15 protein-coding genes are annotated in these 16625 nt (G+C 65.3%); 8 read left to right on the forward strand and 7 right to left on the reverse strand.

What is annotated here, in order from left to right; all coding sequences use genetic code 11:
* Window positions 1-50: 50 nt before the first annotated feature.
* From AC1DT6_RS35850 to AC1DT6_RS35860, 3 genes are all read right to left on the reverse strand, one after another.
* Window positions 51-1025 carry a quinone oxidoreductase family protein gene (locus AC1DT6_RS35850; RefSeq protein WP_441633964.1) on the reverse strand — a complete coding sequence of 325 codons (975 nt, stop codon included), beginning with the start codon at window positions 1023-1025 and terminating at the stop codon, window positions 51-53.
* 292 nt (window positions 1026-1317) lie between these two features.
* Window positions 1318-2319 carry an AraC family transcriptional regulator gene (locus AC1DT6_RS35855; protein ID WP_441633962.1) on the reverse strand — a complete coding sequence of 334 codons (1002 nt, stop codon included), beginning with the start codon at window positions 2317-2319 and terminating at the stop codon, window positions 1318-1320.
* Between the two features lie 191 nt (window positions 2320-2510).
* Entirely contained in the window at window positions 2511-3569 is a 1059-nt protein-coding gene (locus AC1DT6_RS35860) for a beta-keto acid cleavage family enzyme (protein WP_441633960.1), read from the reverse strand.
* A gap of 288 nt (window positions 3570-3857) precedes the next feature.
* On the opposite strand from AC1DT6_RS35860, the gene AC1DT6_RS35865 reads away from it, so the two are divergent.
* From AC1DT6_RS35865 to AC1DT6_RS35890, 6 genes are all read left to right on the forward strand, one after another.
* A complete protein-coding gene (locus AC1DT6_RS35865; protein WP_441633958.1) occupies window positions 3858-4847 on the forward strand; it encodes a Bug family tripartite tricarboxylate transporter substrate binding protein in 990 nt (329 codons plus the stop codon).
* Window positions 4848-4912: 65 nt separating this feature from the next.
* Window positions 4913-6628 carry a long-chain fatty acid--CoA ligase gene (locus AC1DT6_RS35870; protein WP_477115377.1) on the forward strand — a complete coding sequence of 572 codons (1716 nt, stop codon included), beginning with the start codon at window positions 4913-4915 and terminating at the stop codon, window positions 6626-6628.
* Window positions 6629-6702: 74 nt separating this feature from the next.
* Window positions 6703-7719, forward strand: a complete 1017-nt coding sequence (locus tag AC1DT6_RS35875; RefSeq protein WP_477115378.1) for an AraC family transcriptional regulator — start codon at window positions 6703-6705, stop codon at window positions 7717-7719.
* Between the two features lie 484 nt (window positions 7720-8203).
* On the forward strand, window positions 8204-9694 hold the full coding sequence (locus AC1DT6_RS35880; RefSeq protein ID WP_477104395.1) for an MDR family MFS transporter: 1491 nt from the start codon (window positions 8204-8206) through the stop codon (window positions 9692-9694).
* 100 nt (window positions 9695-9794) lie between these two features.
* Complete coding sequence (locus AC1DT6_RS35885; protein WP_441633950.1) at window positions 9795-10433, forward strand: glutathione peroxidase; 639 nt, start codon at window positions 9795-9797, stop codon at window positions 10431-10433.
* 180 nt (window positions 10434-10613) lie between these two features.
* On the forward strand, window positions 10614-11405 hold the full coding sequence (locus tag AC1DT6_RS35890; protein ID WP_477115379.1) for an oxygen-binding di-iron domain-containing protein: 792 nt from the start codon (window positions 10614-10616) through the stop codon (window positions 11403-11405).
* A 9-nt stretch (window positions 11406-11414) separates the two neighbouring features.
* Here the strand turns inward: AC1DT6_RS35890 and gstA are convergent, their stop codons facing one another.
* Window positions 11415-12041, reverse strand: coding sequence for a glutathione transferase GstA (gene gstA, locus AC1DT6_RS35895; RefSeq protein ID WP_477104394.1), 627 nt, complete (start codon window positions 12039-12041; stop codon window positions 11415-11417).
* 137 nt (window positions 12042-12178) lie between these two features.
* On the opposite strand from gstA, the gene AC1DT6_RS35900 reads away from it, so the two are divergent.
* Window positions 12179-13090, forward strand: coding sequence for a LysR family transcriptional regulator (locus tag AC1DT6_RS35900; RefSeq protein ID WP_441633944.1), 912 nt, complete (start codon window positions 12179-12181; stop codon window positions 13088-13090).
* 22 nt (window positions 13091-13112) lie between these two features.
* Here AC1DT6_RS35900 and AC1DT6_RS35905 read toward each other — a convergent pair whose 3' ends face one another.
* Window positions 13113-14006, reverse strand: coding sequence for a LysR family transcriptional regulator (locus AC1DT6_RS35905; protein ID WP_477104393.1), 894 nt, complete (start codon window positions 14004-14006; stop codon window positions 13113-13115).
* Window positions 14007-14179: 173 nt separating this feature from the next.
* Here AC1DT6_RS35905 and AC1DT6_RS35910 point away from each other — a divergent pair, with 173 nt between their 5' ends.
* Window positions 14180-15127, forward strand: a complete 948-nt coding sequence (locus AC1DT6_RS35910) for an NmrA family NAD(P)-binding protein (protein WP_477115380.1) — start codon at window positions 14180-14182, stop codon at window positions 15125-15127.
* Between the two features lie 12 nt (window positions 15128-15139).
* On the opposite strand, the gene AC1DT6_RS35915 is transcribed toward AC1DT6_RS35910, so the two are convergent.
* Both AC1DT6_RS35915 and AC1DT6_RS35920 read right to left on the reverse strand, forming a co-directional pair.
* Complete coding sequence (locus AC1DT6_RS35915; RefSeq protein ID WP_477115381.1) at window positions 15140-15610, reverse strand: isochorismatase family protein; 471 nt, start codon at window positions 15608-15610, stop codon at window positions 15140-15142.
* A gap of 83 nt (window positions 15611-15693) precedes the next feature.
* A complete protein-coding gene (locus AC1DT6_RS35920; protein WP_441637652.1) occupies window positions 15694-16431 on the reverse strand; it encodes an aspartate/glutamate racemase family protein in 738 nt (245 codons plus the stop codon).
* Between the last annotated feature and the right edge of the window lie 194 nt (window positions 16432-16625).

The raw sequence follows: 16625 nt of genomic DNA on the forward strand, positions 1-16625 counted from the left end.
GGTGGGGATTCGTGGCCTGGCGATCAGTGGCAACTGGCCAGTTTCACCAGTTAATCGGCAATGAGCACGATCTTGCCCATGTGCTGGCCGCTCGCGATGTACGCGTAGGCGTCGGCGATCGAATCCATCGGGAAGGTTCGGTCGATCGGGAGGCGGAGCTTGCCTTTGCGGAAAAACGGCAACAGGTCGCGTGCGCATGCCTGGATGCAATCGAGACGTTCCTGCTCGGTGCGCGTGCGGAACGTCGCACCGATCAGCTTCAGGCGATTCAGCCACAGCAGGTTGATATCGACCTGTGCAGTGCTAGCCCCACCCAGTCTCGCGAGATTGACCAGGCGCCCCTTTACCGCGAGGCTCTTGATGTGGTCCTCGAATACCGTGCCGCCGATGGTATCGATAATGACGTCCACGCCACGCTTGCCGGTGGCCGCCATGATGGTTTCCACTTGCGAATCACGGGATGCATTGATGCCAGCGTCCACCCCGAAGCCCGCCAGGCGGTCCAGCTTTGCCGCCGACCGCGACGAGGCGATCACAGGGCTGGCACCCAGTGCGGCCGCAATCATGATGGCGGCCATGCCCACACCGCCGGAGGCGCCATTGATAAACACCGATTGGCCTGCTTTCAGTTCGCCGTTGGTGATCAGCGCGTCATGGGCGGTGATGAACACATTGGGAAAGGCGGCCGCATCGATCCACGAGACATCCTCCGGGACCGGCATCAGCGCCAGCGGGGCGGCGACAACATATTGTGCGTGGCAGCCGCGGCCATGGCCCATCACCCGGTCGCCTTCACGCCAGCCGCCGACCTGCTCGCCGACGCGGACGACCTCGCCCGCAAACTCGACGCCAGGGGTCATCGGGTTGCCAGCCCGATGCTCCCGCATGTACTTGATCTCGCCAAAGTTGATGCCCGACGCAAAGACCCGGACCAGCACTTCATTGGGACCCGGATTCGGAACGGGAATATCCTGCACCTCGAGCCGGCCACCGTCGGCGCCTGGTATTACGCGTACTGCTTTCATCCTGTCTCCTGTTTAATGGCCCAGGAGACCAGACAAATGCACGGCCATCGCTCCTGAGCCCTGACGCTCAGGGATTCTCGGCAGTTCCACCCTCGGCCGCTTGACGGGACGCGCCACAACTTGGCCAATCGTGACAGCCATGCACGGGTGGGACCCGAGCAGCCGTCAGTCAGATGGCGGGCATGGATGGCGAGTCTTGATGGTGAGTATCGATGGGTGGTGGCTGGCCCGGGGTATCGATGCGGATCAGCCGCTCAGGGGGAGGGCCACAGTAGTGACAAGGCCCGCCCGGTCACACGAGCAAGTCGCCTCGCCAGCGAGTCGGCGACTTGCCAAATTGCGCGCTGAACCAGCGAGAGAAGGTACTTACCTCGGAGAATCCAACCAGGAGCGCGACCTGGGACACGGGATATCGCTGGTCCCCAAGGTAGCGGATGGCCAGGCTGCGCCGGACCTCGTTCACCAGGGAGGAGAACTCTTCGCCTTCCTGTTCAAGCCGGCGTTGCAGCGTGCGGGCGCTCAACCCGAGCTTCTCGCCGACCTTGTCAATGCCGCTTCGCCCCTGCGGCAAGAGCAGGTGGACCGCGCGGCGCACATTGGACGCCATGGAAACCTGTCTGCCGAGCAAATTCTGGTCGAGCAACTCCTTGGCGTAGCGGGATAGGTTCACGTCGCCCAGCGGATTGCGCCGGTCAAGGTCCTGACGGTCCAGGATGATGCCGTCAAAGTCGCAGCCAAATTCGACTCTCGTGTCGAACAGCCGATGGTGGATATGAAGACTTGCGGGCGCGAGATGCGAGAAGTGTACGCTGCGCGGCTTCCACCTTCCCCCAAGCATCGATTTCATCAGGCACAGCAGCGCGCCGACCGAAAGCTCCACAGGCTGCCTGCCAGGATTCGGCCTTTCCGTAATCAGCTGCTGATGGACGATGGCGATATCATCGATTTCCTCAACGTGGACGGTAACGGATTCGCTCAGCAGGTGACGATACGTCTCCAACTGCCCCAGTGCATGACGCAGCGTCGGCTGGTGCTGGAGCAGCAGGCTGACGGGACCGAAATCGGACAGCCGCCAGGCTTCGGCCATCAGCAGGCCGACGGAAGTGCAACTGGACGCCTGCTCGGTGGATTCGAGCACCTTTGCCAGCCATGACTCCGGAACATGCAGGTCCGGCGAAAGGATACAAGACCGGTCGGCCCCGACGTGGTGGATCATGCGCTCCGGGTCGACACCCAAGGTCCGGGCAATCTCGGAGTACTTGACCAGGAGGGCGCTGCGAATCAGAGTACTCATGTGATCACTCGGGCGAATCCTTTGGCGGCTGAATCCTTGGCCGCCCAGGCGAGGAGCTACTGCGCATGCAATTCATCACTGGCCGGCGGCGCGGCGTTGCAGCCGCGTTGTTGCCGCTGACGGTATCCAAGCGTACGGGCCGTGTCAAGCCTGCTATATCTTAGTAGTTGGCCCGTCGCCCGGACCCGCGCTCAGAACGTCTTGCGCAGGAAGCCCTGGTTGCCGCCGTTGCGATTTGGCGCGAAACCGTTCTCCTGCAGGGATTCCTCCACCGTGTCGTAGAAAACACCGATCCTGGAGATCTCGCGCGCCTGCTTCGCGGTGGCGATCTCGCGGCCGAACTCGCGCGAGATGCGCACCAGTTGCTCGATCTGCTTCACGGTRCTGATTTTCTCCGTGCGCGACTGGTTCCACAGGCAGTCCTCGGTGCCGCAGCGCACGTGCAAGCCCATGGCAATTCCCATCATGTTGACCGGCAGCACGTTGCGCACGTTGCTTTCCACCGTGACGACCGCGCCATCGGGCACCGCGCGCATGAAGTTGCCGAGGCTGTAGACATTGGGCGTATCCATGCCGCCGGCGATGGCCACCCAGTTCATGACCAGCGGGCCTTTGTAGAAGCCGCGGCGCATCAACCGCTCCACCGACTCGAAGCTGTTGAGGTTGTAGCACTGGAATGCACTCTGGATGCCCTTGGCCGTCAGGCGGCGGACGTGCTCCTCCACCCATCCTGGCTGCGCAGGCACTGTCATTTCCTTGTAGGCGCCGAAGATGGCAGGGTTCGCGCGCGAGGTGCCCGCGAAATCCGCATCCTCGGCCTGATCGGTGACGTTCATTTGCGAGGTGTTGACGGTCACCGTGACCTGGTCCGGCGTGGGCTCCAGGTCGGCCAGCATGTGGCGGGTATCGTCAGACAGCCACTTGGCGGCCTGGCCATCGTTCTCGGGGGCGAAGGAGATGGAACCGCCGACCTGGATGATCATCTCGGGCACCGCCTTGCGCACGCCGGCGATCAGTTCGTTGAACTTGGACAAGCGCTTGCTGCCCCGGCCATCGAGTTCACGCACGTGCAGGTGCAGCACCGTGGCACCGGCGTTGTAGCAGTCCACCGCCTTCTGGATCTGGTCTTCCATCGTGACCGGGATGTCCTCGGGAAAGTCGTCAGGCAACCAGCCGGGTGCATAGGGCGCGGCCGTGATGATCAGGGGCTGCTGGTTTTCGGGGAAGAAGTGGCCGTCGAGGAAATTCATGGTGGTTCTCCAGGGGGAAGGGCTGCTATCGGTTTGGTCCCCTGAGTATCTTGGGCACAAGCCATTCCCGCTTGCTAATCCGGGACATTCAATTGCTTACTTGGGACAAGGGCCAGCCGGCACACCGGTTGTCGCGATCCGCAAGATTCTGTCGTGCGATGCAAAGCGCCCGGATGAGCGAGCCCACTAGAATTTGCCCGAAGGCCATATCAGAGCCGGGCCGCAGCATCGAAGCATGCCGGTTGGCCCAGGAGCCAAGAGACTCTACCAACACAACTGGAGCGAGACATGCGCATCCCCCTGATTGCACGCCAGACGCTGGCGCTCGCGATTGCAGTCGTCCCACTGCTGTCGACCGCGCCAGCGGCGAATGCCGCCGAGTGGCCGGCCAAGCCTGTGCGGATCATCGTTGCCGCACCGCCGGGCGGCACGGCCGATATCGTGGCGCGCCTCTTCGCGAATGCGCTGCAAAGCCCGCTTGGACAGACCGTGATCGTCGACAACAAAGCCGGCGCGGCGGGAACCATCGGCGTCCACGGCCTGCTGTCGGCGCCACGGGACGGATACACATTCCTGCTGATTCAAAAGGGCATTGCCTCGGAAGTGCCCCACGCCATGCATGTGTCTTACGATCCGTTCAAGGACATTGTTCCGATTGCGCAGCTTACCCGGCAGGGTCTCGTGCTCATCGGCCATCCCGGCCTGCCCGCGAAAAACCTCGGGGAACTGATCACGTATGTCAAAGCGAATCCGGGTAGGGTCGACTATGCGAATTTCGGTGTCGGCCTGCGTGGCCAGACCATCGGCGTGCAATTCAATCGCCTTGCCGGACTGACGACGGGCACCGTGAGCTACAAGGGGTCGCCGCCTGCGCTGCAAGACGTGATGGGGGGGCACGTTCCGCTCATGTTCGACGGTCCGGCAACTTCGCTTCCGTTCATCAAGTCAGGAAAGCTCAGGGCATTTGCCATTGCCTACCCCAAGCGGATCCCCGCGCTGCCTGATCTTCCGACCTTCGCCGAACTGGGATTTCCCGACCTCAAGGAGGTCAGCTGGATGGCGCTCTGGTCGGCGCCGGGCGTACCGCCAGCCGCGGTGGCCAAGATGCGCGACGCCACGCTCAAGGCGATGCAATCGCGCGAGATCCGGCAGAAGATCGAAGACCTTGGCATGGAAGTCGGTTCACCGGCTACCAGCGAAGAGCTTTCCGTAGACGTGCGCGAATCCTACGAACGGCAGGGCAAGCTATTGCGCTCGATCAACTTCAAGCCCGAATGAAGATCCAGACGCGGCAGCGCTGGCGGGGGCTCAAGCAGAGTGTCAAGAAAGAGGGGGAGTAAGCGATGTTGCACGCAAGGCCGGATTTTCCACCGGCGCACGTAAATTCCGGTAAGGGGTCGGACGGGATTGTGTCGCCGGAAACGTCCATCTGGTACAACCTGGAAGTCACCACGCGGCGTTTTCCCGGCAAGACCGCAATCCATTGCCATGGCCATGCGGTGAGCTTTCGCGATCTGCATGCGCAAGCGATGGCCATTGCGGGATGGCTTCAGCACGAAGCCGGCGTCAGGAAAGGCGACCGGGTGTTGCTGTATATGCAGAACTGCCCGCAGTTCATCGTCGCCTACTACGCCATCCTGCGTGCCGGAGCGGTTGTCGTGCCGGTCAACCCAATGAACAAGGCCGACGAATTCCGTCATTACGCTACGGATAGCGCGGCCCGGGTGGTCGTGTGCGCCGCGGACGCCTTCGATACAGGGATTAGCGCGGACCTGCTGTCGGCTGGCCAAATTCAATGCGTGCTGATGACCCGCTATGCGGCGGACCTGCTTGCTGCCGATGCAGCCCCCGAGCCTTCGCTGCCGGCGTGGATGACGGCGCAGTACGAACAGCCTGCGTGGGCTGCCGGCAAGGTGTCGCTTTGGTCTGACGCGCTCGCAGCGGGCTGCGTCCCCGCACGAGATGACGCCGAAGCCGACGACATGGCTGTCATGCCCTATACCTCTGGCACCACGGGCGCGCCCAAAGGGTGCATCCATACGCATCGATCCGTCATGCATAACGCGATCGGCAATGGCATCTGGTCGGCATGCGAGGCCGGATCGGTCGTCCTTTCGGTATTGCCATTGTTTCACGTGAGCGGCATGCAGCATGGCATGAACGCACCGATCTATTGCGGGGCTACGATTGTGATGCTGCCACGCTGGGATCGCGAGGCCGCGGGCCGGCTTATCTCGCAGCATGGCGTTACCCACTGGATGGGCAATCCAACCATGGTGATCGATCTCCTTGCAAGCGCGAATCTCGAGCAATTCAATCTCACAACCCTGCGCCACGTTGGGGGCGGAGGCGCGGCCATGCCGCAAGCGGTCGCAGAACGTCTGAAACAACAGTTCGGGCTCAGTTACCTGGAAGGATACGGGCTGTCGGAAACAATGGCCGCAACACACAACAATCCGAGCCATCGGCCCAAACAGCAATGTCTCGGTTTGCCGACCTTCAATACGGAAGCCCGCGTAATCGACCCGACGACGCTCAAGGTATTGCCGGTCGGCGAAGTCGGCGAGATCATCGTCAGCGGACCGCAGGTGTTCAAGGGCTATTGGGGAAAGCCCGACGCTACACGGGATGCCTTCATCGAACTGGAAGGACGAACCTACTTCCGGACCGGCGATCTGGGCACCGTGGATGGGGATGGGTACTACTTCATCACGGATCGCCTCAAGCGGATGATCAACGTGTCCGGCTTCAAGGTATGGCCCTCGGAAGTCGAGAACCTGTTATACAAGCACCCCGCTGTACAGGATGCCTGCATCATCGGCACCCATGACGCCTATCGCGGGGAGACAGTAAAAGCCCTGGTGGTGCTCAAATCCACCGCGAAGGACACGACGCCGGAAGAGATCATCGATTGGGCCAGGAAAAACATGGCAGCCTACAAGTATCCACGCGTGGTGGAATTCGTCGATGCGCTGCCCAGGTCCAGCACGGGCAAAGTGATGTGGCGACAGCTGCAGGAGCTGGAAAAAAGCCGTAGCGCGGCCAGTGGAAAGTCATAACGCAACGAGCAATGCGCAGCAAGTGCAGCAGGTGCGGCGCATCGTCGGGGTGCGCCGAGGCATTGGCGGAACCTATGCAACACGTCGGTAAACTGATTCGCAGTGCCAGCCTGAACGGCTACATCGAGCTGGTGGAGTCGCTCGGGCGCGATCCCCACGCCTTCCTGCGAGGGGTGGGGCTGTCGGCGCGGCTGCTCGAAAATCCCGAGACGCCAATCCCCAGCCACGCCGTGCGCGAATTGCTCGAAGTCACCGCGCGCGCCACCGGCGTGGAAGACCTTGCCCTGCGCCTGGCGGCGCGGCGCACCTTCTCCAACCTGGGGCCCATCAGCCTGGTGCTGAAGGAAGAGCCGACCCCGCGGCAGGCGCTCGACACCTTGTGCCGCTACCTGAAACTGCTTAGCGCTACGCTGATCACGCGTATCGAGGACGCCGGCCAGTCCGTCATCATTCGTGAAGAGCTTCTGCCCAGCCCCGGACTGGCCACGCGGCAGGCGATGGAACTGGCGGTCGGCGTGAAATTCCGCATTCTGCGCGAGCTGATCGGTCCCAAGTGGCGGCCGCTGGAGGTTTGCTTCACGCATCGCCCGCCGGTCGATGCGTCGGCGCACCGCGCCTTCTTCGGGCGCAGCCCGATGTTCAATCAGCCATTCAACGGCCTGGTCTGCGCGGCGGCCGATCTGCAGATGCCGCGCACGCCCGACAATCCGGGCGCCGCGCGCTTCGCGCGGGACTACCTGGAGGCGGCGCTGCGGCACCGCGATGAAGGCGTCCGCGAATCGTGCCGGGAGCTGATCCTGGCCTTGCTCCCGGGAGGACGCTGCATTACCCAGCAGGTGGCGCATCTTCTGCGCGTCGATCGCCGCACGCTGCACCGCTACCTCAGCGCGGAAGGGCTGACATTCTCAGTCCTGCTCAAGCAGGTGCGCTCGGAACTGGTGATGCGCCACCTGCAAGAGAGCGACCTGCCGATCGGCGAGGTCGCCGGGCTGCTGGGCTTTTCCGCGCAGAGCAGTTTCAGTCACTGGTTCCACGCCGCCTTTGGCTGCAGCGTCTCGGACTGGCGCAAGCGGGTGGCTGCCGGGGCGTGACCACCGCAGGCGCCGCTTATGCTGGAACGGGTACGGCAAAAAAATGCCAGCGCCTTTCCGCATGCGGCTTCTCGCCAATTTCCTGCCCGATAGCGGGGAGAACGGGAAAAAAGCACCCATGATCCGGCAAGACGCTCACGCCACGCCGCATCACAAACCAACTTAGCCCCGCACTCGATATTCAGTCTCCGCATATAATTATGCGTTCACTGAATTGGCCCTTCCCGAGCCGCCCATGTGGCCTCTGCTGCTACCGGCAGCACCTCCGTCGCGCAGCACTGGGTACGCGTTCAATCAGCTGAATTCAATCTTGTGGCCATGTTCCACGCTGTAAGCGGACAAAGAGTGTGACTTGTTTGCCGTTGGGCGCAACGCTGGCTACTCATGCTTACGTGCCGGCTGCCTTTCGATGTCTGTTTCCGCTTCGCCTTCTTCCTCCGTTGCCACTCCTGTCCCTACCCCTACCCTGAGCCACCAGGCCATCATGCGCGTGATCGGCGGGATCGTCCTGTGCATCCTGCTGGCGGCACTGGACCAGACCGTGGTGATCCCGGCCGTGCCGGCGATTGCCAACGACCTGAACGGCTTTGGCCACCTGTCGTGGATCGTGACGGCCTACCTGATCACTTCCACGGTTTCCACGCCGCTGTACGGCAAGTTGTCCGACACGTACGGCCGGCGGCGGCTGCTGATGCTGGCGATCGCGCTGTTCATCCTGGCTTCGGTGGCGTGCGCGATGGCGGCCTCGCTGGAGCAGTTGATCCTGTTCCGCGCGCTGCAGGGCATTGGCGGCGGGGGCCTGATGTCGCTGGCGCAGGCGGCCATTGCCGATGTGGTGGCGCCGCGCCAGCGCGGGCGTTACCAGGGCTACCTGGCTACGGTGTGGGCGGTGGCTTCCATCGCCGGTCCGCTGGTCGGCGGCTGGACTTCGGATCATCTCTCGTGGCGCTGGCTGTTCTGGATCAATGTGCCGCTGGGACTGCTGGCGATGTTCATGTGCCATCGCGGCCTGAGCCAGTTGCAGGCGCGCGGCGGCGCCGCGCGGGTGGACTGGGGCGGCGCGTTGCTGCTGACCGTTTCCATCGTGGCCTTCCTGCTGGCGATGAGCTGGGGCGGCGATGTCTATGCCTGGCTGTCGCCGGAGATCGCCGGCCTGGCCCTGCTGGCAGTGGCGGCAACGGCCGCGCTGGTCTGGCAGGAGCGCCGCGCGGCGGATCCGATGTTGCCGCCGCGGCTGTTCCGCAACCGCGCCTATGTGCTGGGCGTGGCGGCGTCCGCGATGGCGGCGCTGAATATCTTCCTGTGCATCTTCGCCTTGCCGCTGCATTTCCAGCTGGTGCGCGGCGCCGATGCTTCGGAATCCGGCCTGCTGGTGGTGCCGTTCCTGCTGTCCACGGTGGCGGGCAACTTTATCGTGGCCGGGCTGGCGCCGCGCCTGGGGCGGATGCGCGGCATCCTCACCGGCGGTTTCATCGCGGCGGCGCTTGGCCTGCTGGCGCTGGTGGCGGTATCGCCCGGCACGCCGCTGGTGCTGGTGCTGCTGGCGATGACGGTGGCCGGCGTGGGGCTGGGCATGGCGATGGTGGGCACCCTGATGACGGTGCAGAACGTGCTGGAGCGCCGCGATACCGGCGCCGGCACCGGCGCGCTGCTGGTGCTGCGTTCGCTCGGCAGCGCCTTTGGCGGTGCGCTGGCCGGCACCTTGCTGACGCTGGAGTTCCGCAATGCGCTGCAGGCTTCCGGCGTGAGCCAGGTCCTGGACCTGGGCGCGCTGCGCCACGGCAGCGAGGCGCTGGCCCATCTTTCGCCCGCGGTGCGGGACGTGCTGACGGGCGGCGTGGAGTCGGGCTTCCAGCTGATCTTCGCCGTGGGCGCCGTCGCCGCCCTGCTGGCGCTGGCGATCGTGCGCCGCATGCCGGACGTGGAACTGCGCAGCAGCGTGACCGAGCACGCGGCCACGCTGGCGATGGAGTAAGCGGGCGGGAGGCGGCACGGGCCGCGCCCGGCACAACGCCCGCATCCAACCGGCGGCCAACGGCGTAGACTACGGACAGACCACTTCTGGAGTCCCGTTCATGCGCCGTCTTCCCGTTCAACGCTCACGCGCCTTGCAACGTACCGCCTTGACTGGCGCGTTGATCCTGGCCGGCGCCGCAGCTGTCGTCGCCACGCCGCGTCTCGCGCGGGCCGCGGATGCCCCGGCCGCCGGCGCGGCGAAACCGGCCGGCGCCTGCCCGGCATCGCTGAACTTCAAGTTCCCCCGCTTGCAGGACGAGGCACCGCAGGACCTCTGCCAGTACGCCGGCAAGGTCGTGGTGGTGGTCAACACCGCCAGCTACTGCGGCTTCACCCCGCAGTACGAAGGGCTGGAGGCGCTGTACGCCAAGTACCGCGAACGCGGGCTGGTGGTGCTGGGTTTCCCCTCGAACGATTTCTCGCAGGAGCCCGGGTCTTCCAAAGAGATCGCGGACTTTTGCTACAACACCTACGGCGTGAAATTCCCGATGCTCGGCAAGTCGCATGTGCGCGGCAGCGATGCCAACCCCATGTACGCGCTGCTGGCCAGGCAGTCAGGCACCACGCCGAAGTGGAATTTCTACAAGTATGTGATCGACCGCAATGGCCAGGTGGTGGGCAGCTATAACAGCATGACCAAGCCGGACGACCGGCAGTTCGTCGGCAAGATCGAGCAACTGCTGGACGGCGCGCGCTAGGCAATCGGCGCCGTTCCAGAGCGGTGCCCGCAGGCGGCGGGTACGGGAACGGCGCGCCTTTCCGCCCTCCGGCGTGACCGGACCCGCTGCATCGGGGACCGATTCGACCACTAATTGACCGGCGTCAAGCCGCGCAAGCGCCGCCATCGCTACTTTCGCCGCTTTGGGGAGAGACAGACGATGGCCATCACGCTATACGACGCCGGCGGGCATACGTGCCTGCTGTTTTCCGACCTGGTCGAGGAAGAGCACGGCGAGGTGGTGCAGACCAACCAGTTCCTGATCGTCGATCACGGCCACGGCGCGCTGATCGATCCCGGCGGGCACATGACCTACGGCGAGTTGTACCTTGCCATCAGCCGCTACTTTCCGCCCAAGCAGCTCGACTACGTGCTGGCCTCGCATGCCGATCCGGATATCGTCGCCTCGCTCGGGCGCTGGCTTACCGCCTCCGGCAGCCGCATCCTGATCTCGCGCGTGTGGGCGCGCTTCCTGCCGCATTTCTGCCAGGCCGGCAAGACGGAAGGGCGCATCGTCACCATCCCCGACGCCGGCATGCCGGTGCCGCTGGGCAACTGCACGCTGCTGGCGGTGCCGGCGCATTTCCTGCACTCGGAAGGCAACTTCCAGTTCTACGATCCGGTCAGCAAGATCCTGTTCTCCGGCGACCTTGGCGCGGCCATGACCAGCGCGCGGGAGGCGGGCACGGTGGTGGAGGATTTTGCCGCCCACACGCACGCCATGCTGCCGTTCCACCAGCGCTATATGAGCGGCAACCGTGCCTGCCGGCTGTGGGCCAATATGGCGCGCGAACTGGATATCGAGTGGATCGTGCCGCAGCACGGTCCGTCATTTCGCGGCAAGGCCATGGTGGCGCAGTTCATCGACTGGGTGTCGACGCTCGAGTGCGGGCTGGACCTGCTGAGCCAGGACAATTACAGGCTGCCGCCCTTCACCGCCGCGGCAGCCTGATCCGCGCCATCAGTCGCGCGCCAGCCCTTCGGCCACCAGCGCCTCATGCACCTTGGGGCGCGCCGCCACGCGCGACAGGTAGGACTGCAGCGCGGGATAGGGGTTGAGCGGCATGTGGAGGATATTGGCCCAGTTGACGATGGCGAAGCAGTAGGCGTCGGCCACGGTGAACTGCCTGCCGGCCAGGAAATCGCGGGTGGCCAGGTGCTTGTCGAGTTCGGCGAAGCGCGTGGCCACCTTGGCCATGCATGCCTCGCGCGTGCTCTCGGCGGTTTCCTTGTGCCACAGCCACGGGCTGAAGACCTTGTGCAGCTCGGTGGAGACCAGCGTCAGCCAGCCCACCGCTTCCAGGCGCTCCCTGGTGCCGGCGGCCGGCAGCAGCGCCCTGGCCGGAGCGAGGTCCGCCACGTATTGCAGCAGCGATGCCGCCTCGGTATGGCGCGAGCCGTCGTCCAGCTGCAGCAGCGGCACATAACCGCGCGGGCTGACCGCGTAGAAGTCATCGCTGCCGTGCTCCGGCTCGGCCAGCTTGTGCGTGGCCAGGTCGACCTTGGCGAGGGTGAACGGCAGGCCGGCTTCGCGCAGCGCGATATGGACGGCCAGCGAGCAGGCGCCAGGGGTGTAGTAGAGCTTCATCGGGTTGTCCTTGGAGGTGGAATGGTTCGGCGTTTCGGGTTTCGCCGCCACGGCTTGTGGTGGCTGTGCAGGCAGTCTAGGATTGCAGTGATGCAATCACAATGCGCGTGAGCGCAAGTCATGACTGCAAATTTGCAATGAACATGCCATATCAACTCTCCTCTCCCGACCTGGACATCGTGCTTGCGCTGGTGCGCGGCGCCACGCTGGCCGAAGCCGGGCGCCGGCTCGGGCTTGATGCCTCCACGGTGTTCCGCGCGCTGCAGCGCATCGAGAAAGGCCTGGGCCGGCGCCTGTTCGAGCGCAGCCGCTCGGGCTACCTGGCAACGGAACTGGCGCAGCAGTTCGCCCAGCATGCCGAGCGCATCGAGGCCGAGCTGGAAGCGGCGCGCGCGCATGCCTCGGTAACGGCGGGCACGGTATCGGGCCTGGTGCGTATCACCACCACCGATACCGTGCTGCACGGCATGGTGCTGCCGGCGCTGGCGCCGCTCGGCCGCCGCCATCCGGGGCTGAGCTTCGAGCTGATCGCCACCAACGAGCTGGTCAGCCTGACCAGGCGCGATGCCGACATCGCCGTGCGCGCCACGCGGCGGCCGCCCGATCACCTGATCGGCAAATGCCTCGGCCGCTTGCGCGTGGCGGTGTTCGTATCGCGCGAACTGGCCGAGTCGGCTGGCGTGCCGGTCCCGGAGCCGGGCGCGCCGTTCGACGCGGCCGCGCTATCCGCCCTGCCCTGGATCGCGCCCGATGAGGCCATGCCCGATCACCCTTCGGTGCGCTGGCGGCGCAAGCACCTGCCGCGGGTGACGCCACAGTACCGCGTCAACAGCATTGCCGGCGTGGTGGAAGCGGTGGAGGCCGGACTTGGTGCCGGCGTCGTCTCGCTGATGATGGGCCGGCGCAGCGGCAAATTGGTGGCGCTCAGCGGCCCGCTGGACGAGTGCGAGACGGACCTTTGGCTGCTGACGCATCCCGAGTCGCGGCATCTGCGACGCATCGCCACCGTGGTCGGCCATCTTGCGGAGCATGTCAGGCTCGACGATTGAGACGGGCCACGCTCCCTGCGGCTTACGCCGATGCCAGCGCGGCGGGAATGGCGCTCGCGAGAAAATCGTAGACCGCGCGGATGCGCGCGCTGCCGCGGATCTCCCGATGCACGGTGAGCCAGACCGGCAACGGCGGGATCGTCAGCTCCGGCAGCACGATCCGCACGCGCGGATCCCCGGCGGCGATATAACGCGCGGCAAAACCCACGCCCAGTCCGGCGCGGATCGATTGCCACAGCACGATATCGTCGTCGCTGCGCACGCCGAACGCCTCGCGCGAGACCTCGACGCCCATGGCGCGGAAGCCGCGCAGGATGGTGTCCTCGCGGTCATAGCCCACCAGTTCGTGGCGCAGCAGGTCCTGCGGCGTGCGCGGCACGCCCTTGCGGCGCAGGTAGTCGTCGTGGGCGCAGGCGCACAGCGGCACGCTTGCCACCTTGCGCGCGATCAGCGAGGCCTGGCTGGGCCGCACCATGCGGATGGCGATATCCGCCTCGCGCCGCAGCAGGTTGCTGACTTCGTTGGACGACACCACCTCGATGGCGAGCTGCGGCTCGCGTAGGCGCAGGTCCGCCAGCAGCGGTGGCAGCAGGAAGCTCGCCACCGCGCGGCTGGCCGACACGCGCACGCTGCCCGCGATGCCCGCCTGGCCGCGCGCCAGCGTGCGCGCCACCGCATCGGCGCCCTGCTGCATGGTGCGCGCATGCCCGGCGATGGCGCGCGCGGCGTCGGTGGGCTGCAGGCCGTGCCCGGTGCGCTCGAACAGCGGCACGCCGAGTTGCGCCTCCAGTTGCGCCACATGCCGCCCCAGCGTGGGCTGGCTGCTGGAAAGCCGCCGCGCCGCGCCCAGCAGGCTGCCGTTTTCCATCACCGCCAGGAAGGAGCGCATCAGCGCCCAGTCGAATTCTTCGGCCATGTCCTCTCTCTTTCCCTGCCGCTCTCGGTATTCAAAAATGAATTCGTGAGTTACCAGATCATGCAATTGTGAGGCAGCGGGGAATTGCCCACAATGGTCTTCATCGGGCCTGCCTGTCAGCCACGCCATCCCGGCGGGCTGCGCGGGACGGGCGGCAGAGCAAGGAGAACATCGTGAGCGAAACCGTATTGATCCTCGGTGCCAACGGCCGGCTCGGCCGCACCCTGGTGGATGCCTTTGCCGCCGCCGGCTGGAGCGTGCTAGCGCAGGCGCGCCGCCCGCTGGCCGGCGCCGTGCCGCAAGGCGTGCGCAGCCTCGCCATCGACGTGGCCGACACCGCGCAGTTGAGCGCCGCCGCGCGCGGCGCCAGCGTGGTGGTGAACGCGCTGAACCCCGTCTACACGGAATGGGAGCAGCATGCCGAAGCGCTCGCGCGCAGCRCAATGGATGTGGCGCAGGCACTGGGCGCTCTGCTGCTTTTCCCTGGCAACGTCTACAACTACGGCGAATCCATGCCACCGCTGCTGCGCCCCGGCACCGCCGAGCGTCCCGGCACGCGCAAGGGCCAGATCCGTTGCCTGATCGAAGCGGCCATGCGCAAGCGCGCCCCGGCGCTGCGCAGCGTGGTCATCCGTGCCGGAGATTTCTTTGGCGGGCCGGGGCGCGGCTCATGGATGGACCTGGCGATCGCCAAATCGCTCGATCAAGGCAAGGTCGTCTACCCAGGTCCGCGCGACCGCGCGCACGCCTGGGCCTACCTGCCCGACCTGGCGCAGGCATTCGTTGCCGTGGCGCAGCGCCAGGCGGACCTGCGCGGCCATGCCGTACTGCATTTCGCGGGGCATACGCTGACGGGCGAGCAACTGGTGAGCGCGCTGGCGGAAGCCAGCGGCATGCAGCAAGCGCCGCGCGTGGGCGGCATGCCCTGGTGGCTGATCCGCGCCGGCGGCGCGGTAGTGCCGATGTGGCGCGAACTCGCCGAGATGGCCTACTTGTGGAAGGTGCCGCACGCGCTCGACGGCACCGCGCTGCAAGCGCTGGTGGGCGAATTGCCGCGCACGCCGCTCAGGCAGGCGCTGCGCGAGAGCCTTGGCGAACTGGGTTTGCGGGTGGCGGCCTGAGGGCGGTAAGTGTTATTGCGACATGGCCTCGGCGCGCGTAATGACGCTGCCGAAATGATGCCGCCACAGCTTTACGCCCAGCGCGCCGGAAGGATCGAGAGATGAACCTACGGTGAGATCGGAAAGCAGCGTGGGCTGCAGCCCGGCATCGAACAGCGCGAATCCCGCCGCCAGCACGCATGTCTCCGTCTGTATGCCGGCGACAAGCACCCGCTCGGGCGCCAGCTCACGCAGATATGCGATCGCATCGCCGGACGGAAGATAGCCATGTTTCACAAACACGCGATCCGCCGGAATCAGGGGCGCATCGCCGGTGCCCGGCGCCCAGCCAAGCTGGCGCATGAATGGCGTGCGCGCTTCGTCATGGTGCTCCACGGTCGCCACCGAGGGCATCCGGCCCACCAGTGGCAGCAGGCCATCGATCAGCCATTGCGGCGGCGAGAAGGTGGGCTGGACATCGACGATCAACAGGGCTTGTCGCAAGGTACTCTCTCCGGCGGTCGCATCGGAATGCTTGGCCGACGAATTATAAGAGATGACCGAGACAGCCCCGTCCAGCGTCACAGTTAATCCAGCATCGCCGCCAGCGTCGGCGGCAACCCGTGATTCGGCTTGCGCGGAGGCCGCGCGAAGCTGCCCTCGGCGGCACCGACAGGCGCCAGCGCGATCAGGCTCTCGCAATGGCGGATCGCGCTCGACACGCCATCCACCACCGGCACCGGAATCCGGTCCTTGAGCGTGCGCGCCAGTCCGGCCAGCGGCGCCCCTGCCACGATGATCACATCAGCGCCATCCTCCCGCACCGCCTTCAGGCTCAGTTCCTCCAGCCGCGCCGCATGATCCTCCTGCACGCTGCCGATATCGCGCAATGGCTGTTGCAACGAACGCACGCTGGCCAGCCGCGAAGTCAGCCCATTCGCCGCGACGCACTCGCGATACCAAGCCTCGATCCGATGCGAGATCGCGATAATGGAAAAACGCCGCCCGAGCAGGCAAGCGCTAGCCAGCGCCGCCTCCGTCATGCCCACCACCGGCACATTGAACAATTCCTTCAGCCCCGCCAGCCCCGGATCGCCAAACGCAGCCACCACCAGGCCATCGAACTGCCCCTGATGCTCCGCCGCCACGCAAGCCGTAGCGTAGCCCCCCACCAGCGCCTCGAAACGCGTCTCGATATAAGCCACGCCAAACTGCGCCGTCGCCATCGTCAGCGAAGTACCAGGCGAAGCCGTACGCGCAGCTTCCGCGCGAATCAGCTCGGTAACGCTCTCGGAAATATTAGGATTAACAACAAGAATACGCATGATCAAATCCGGAAAAATGCACCGCCTGTAAGGCCCCCAGGGGCCACCTATCACGCGATGCGAAGCGAGCCGTCAAGGTGTACCAGGCCGTATGGGGCGCCTCGTCGTCAGGCAAAAAGAGCGGAAAAGAGGGGGCCATGTTTGAGTATCGCCTTAAGGCGATGCGAGTTTGGCCCCCGGCCGCTCTTTTTGCC

The sequence above is a fragment of the Cupriavidus sp. 01L45 genome, from assembly GCF_056399885.1.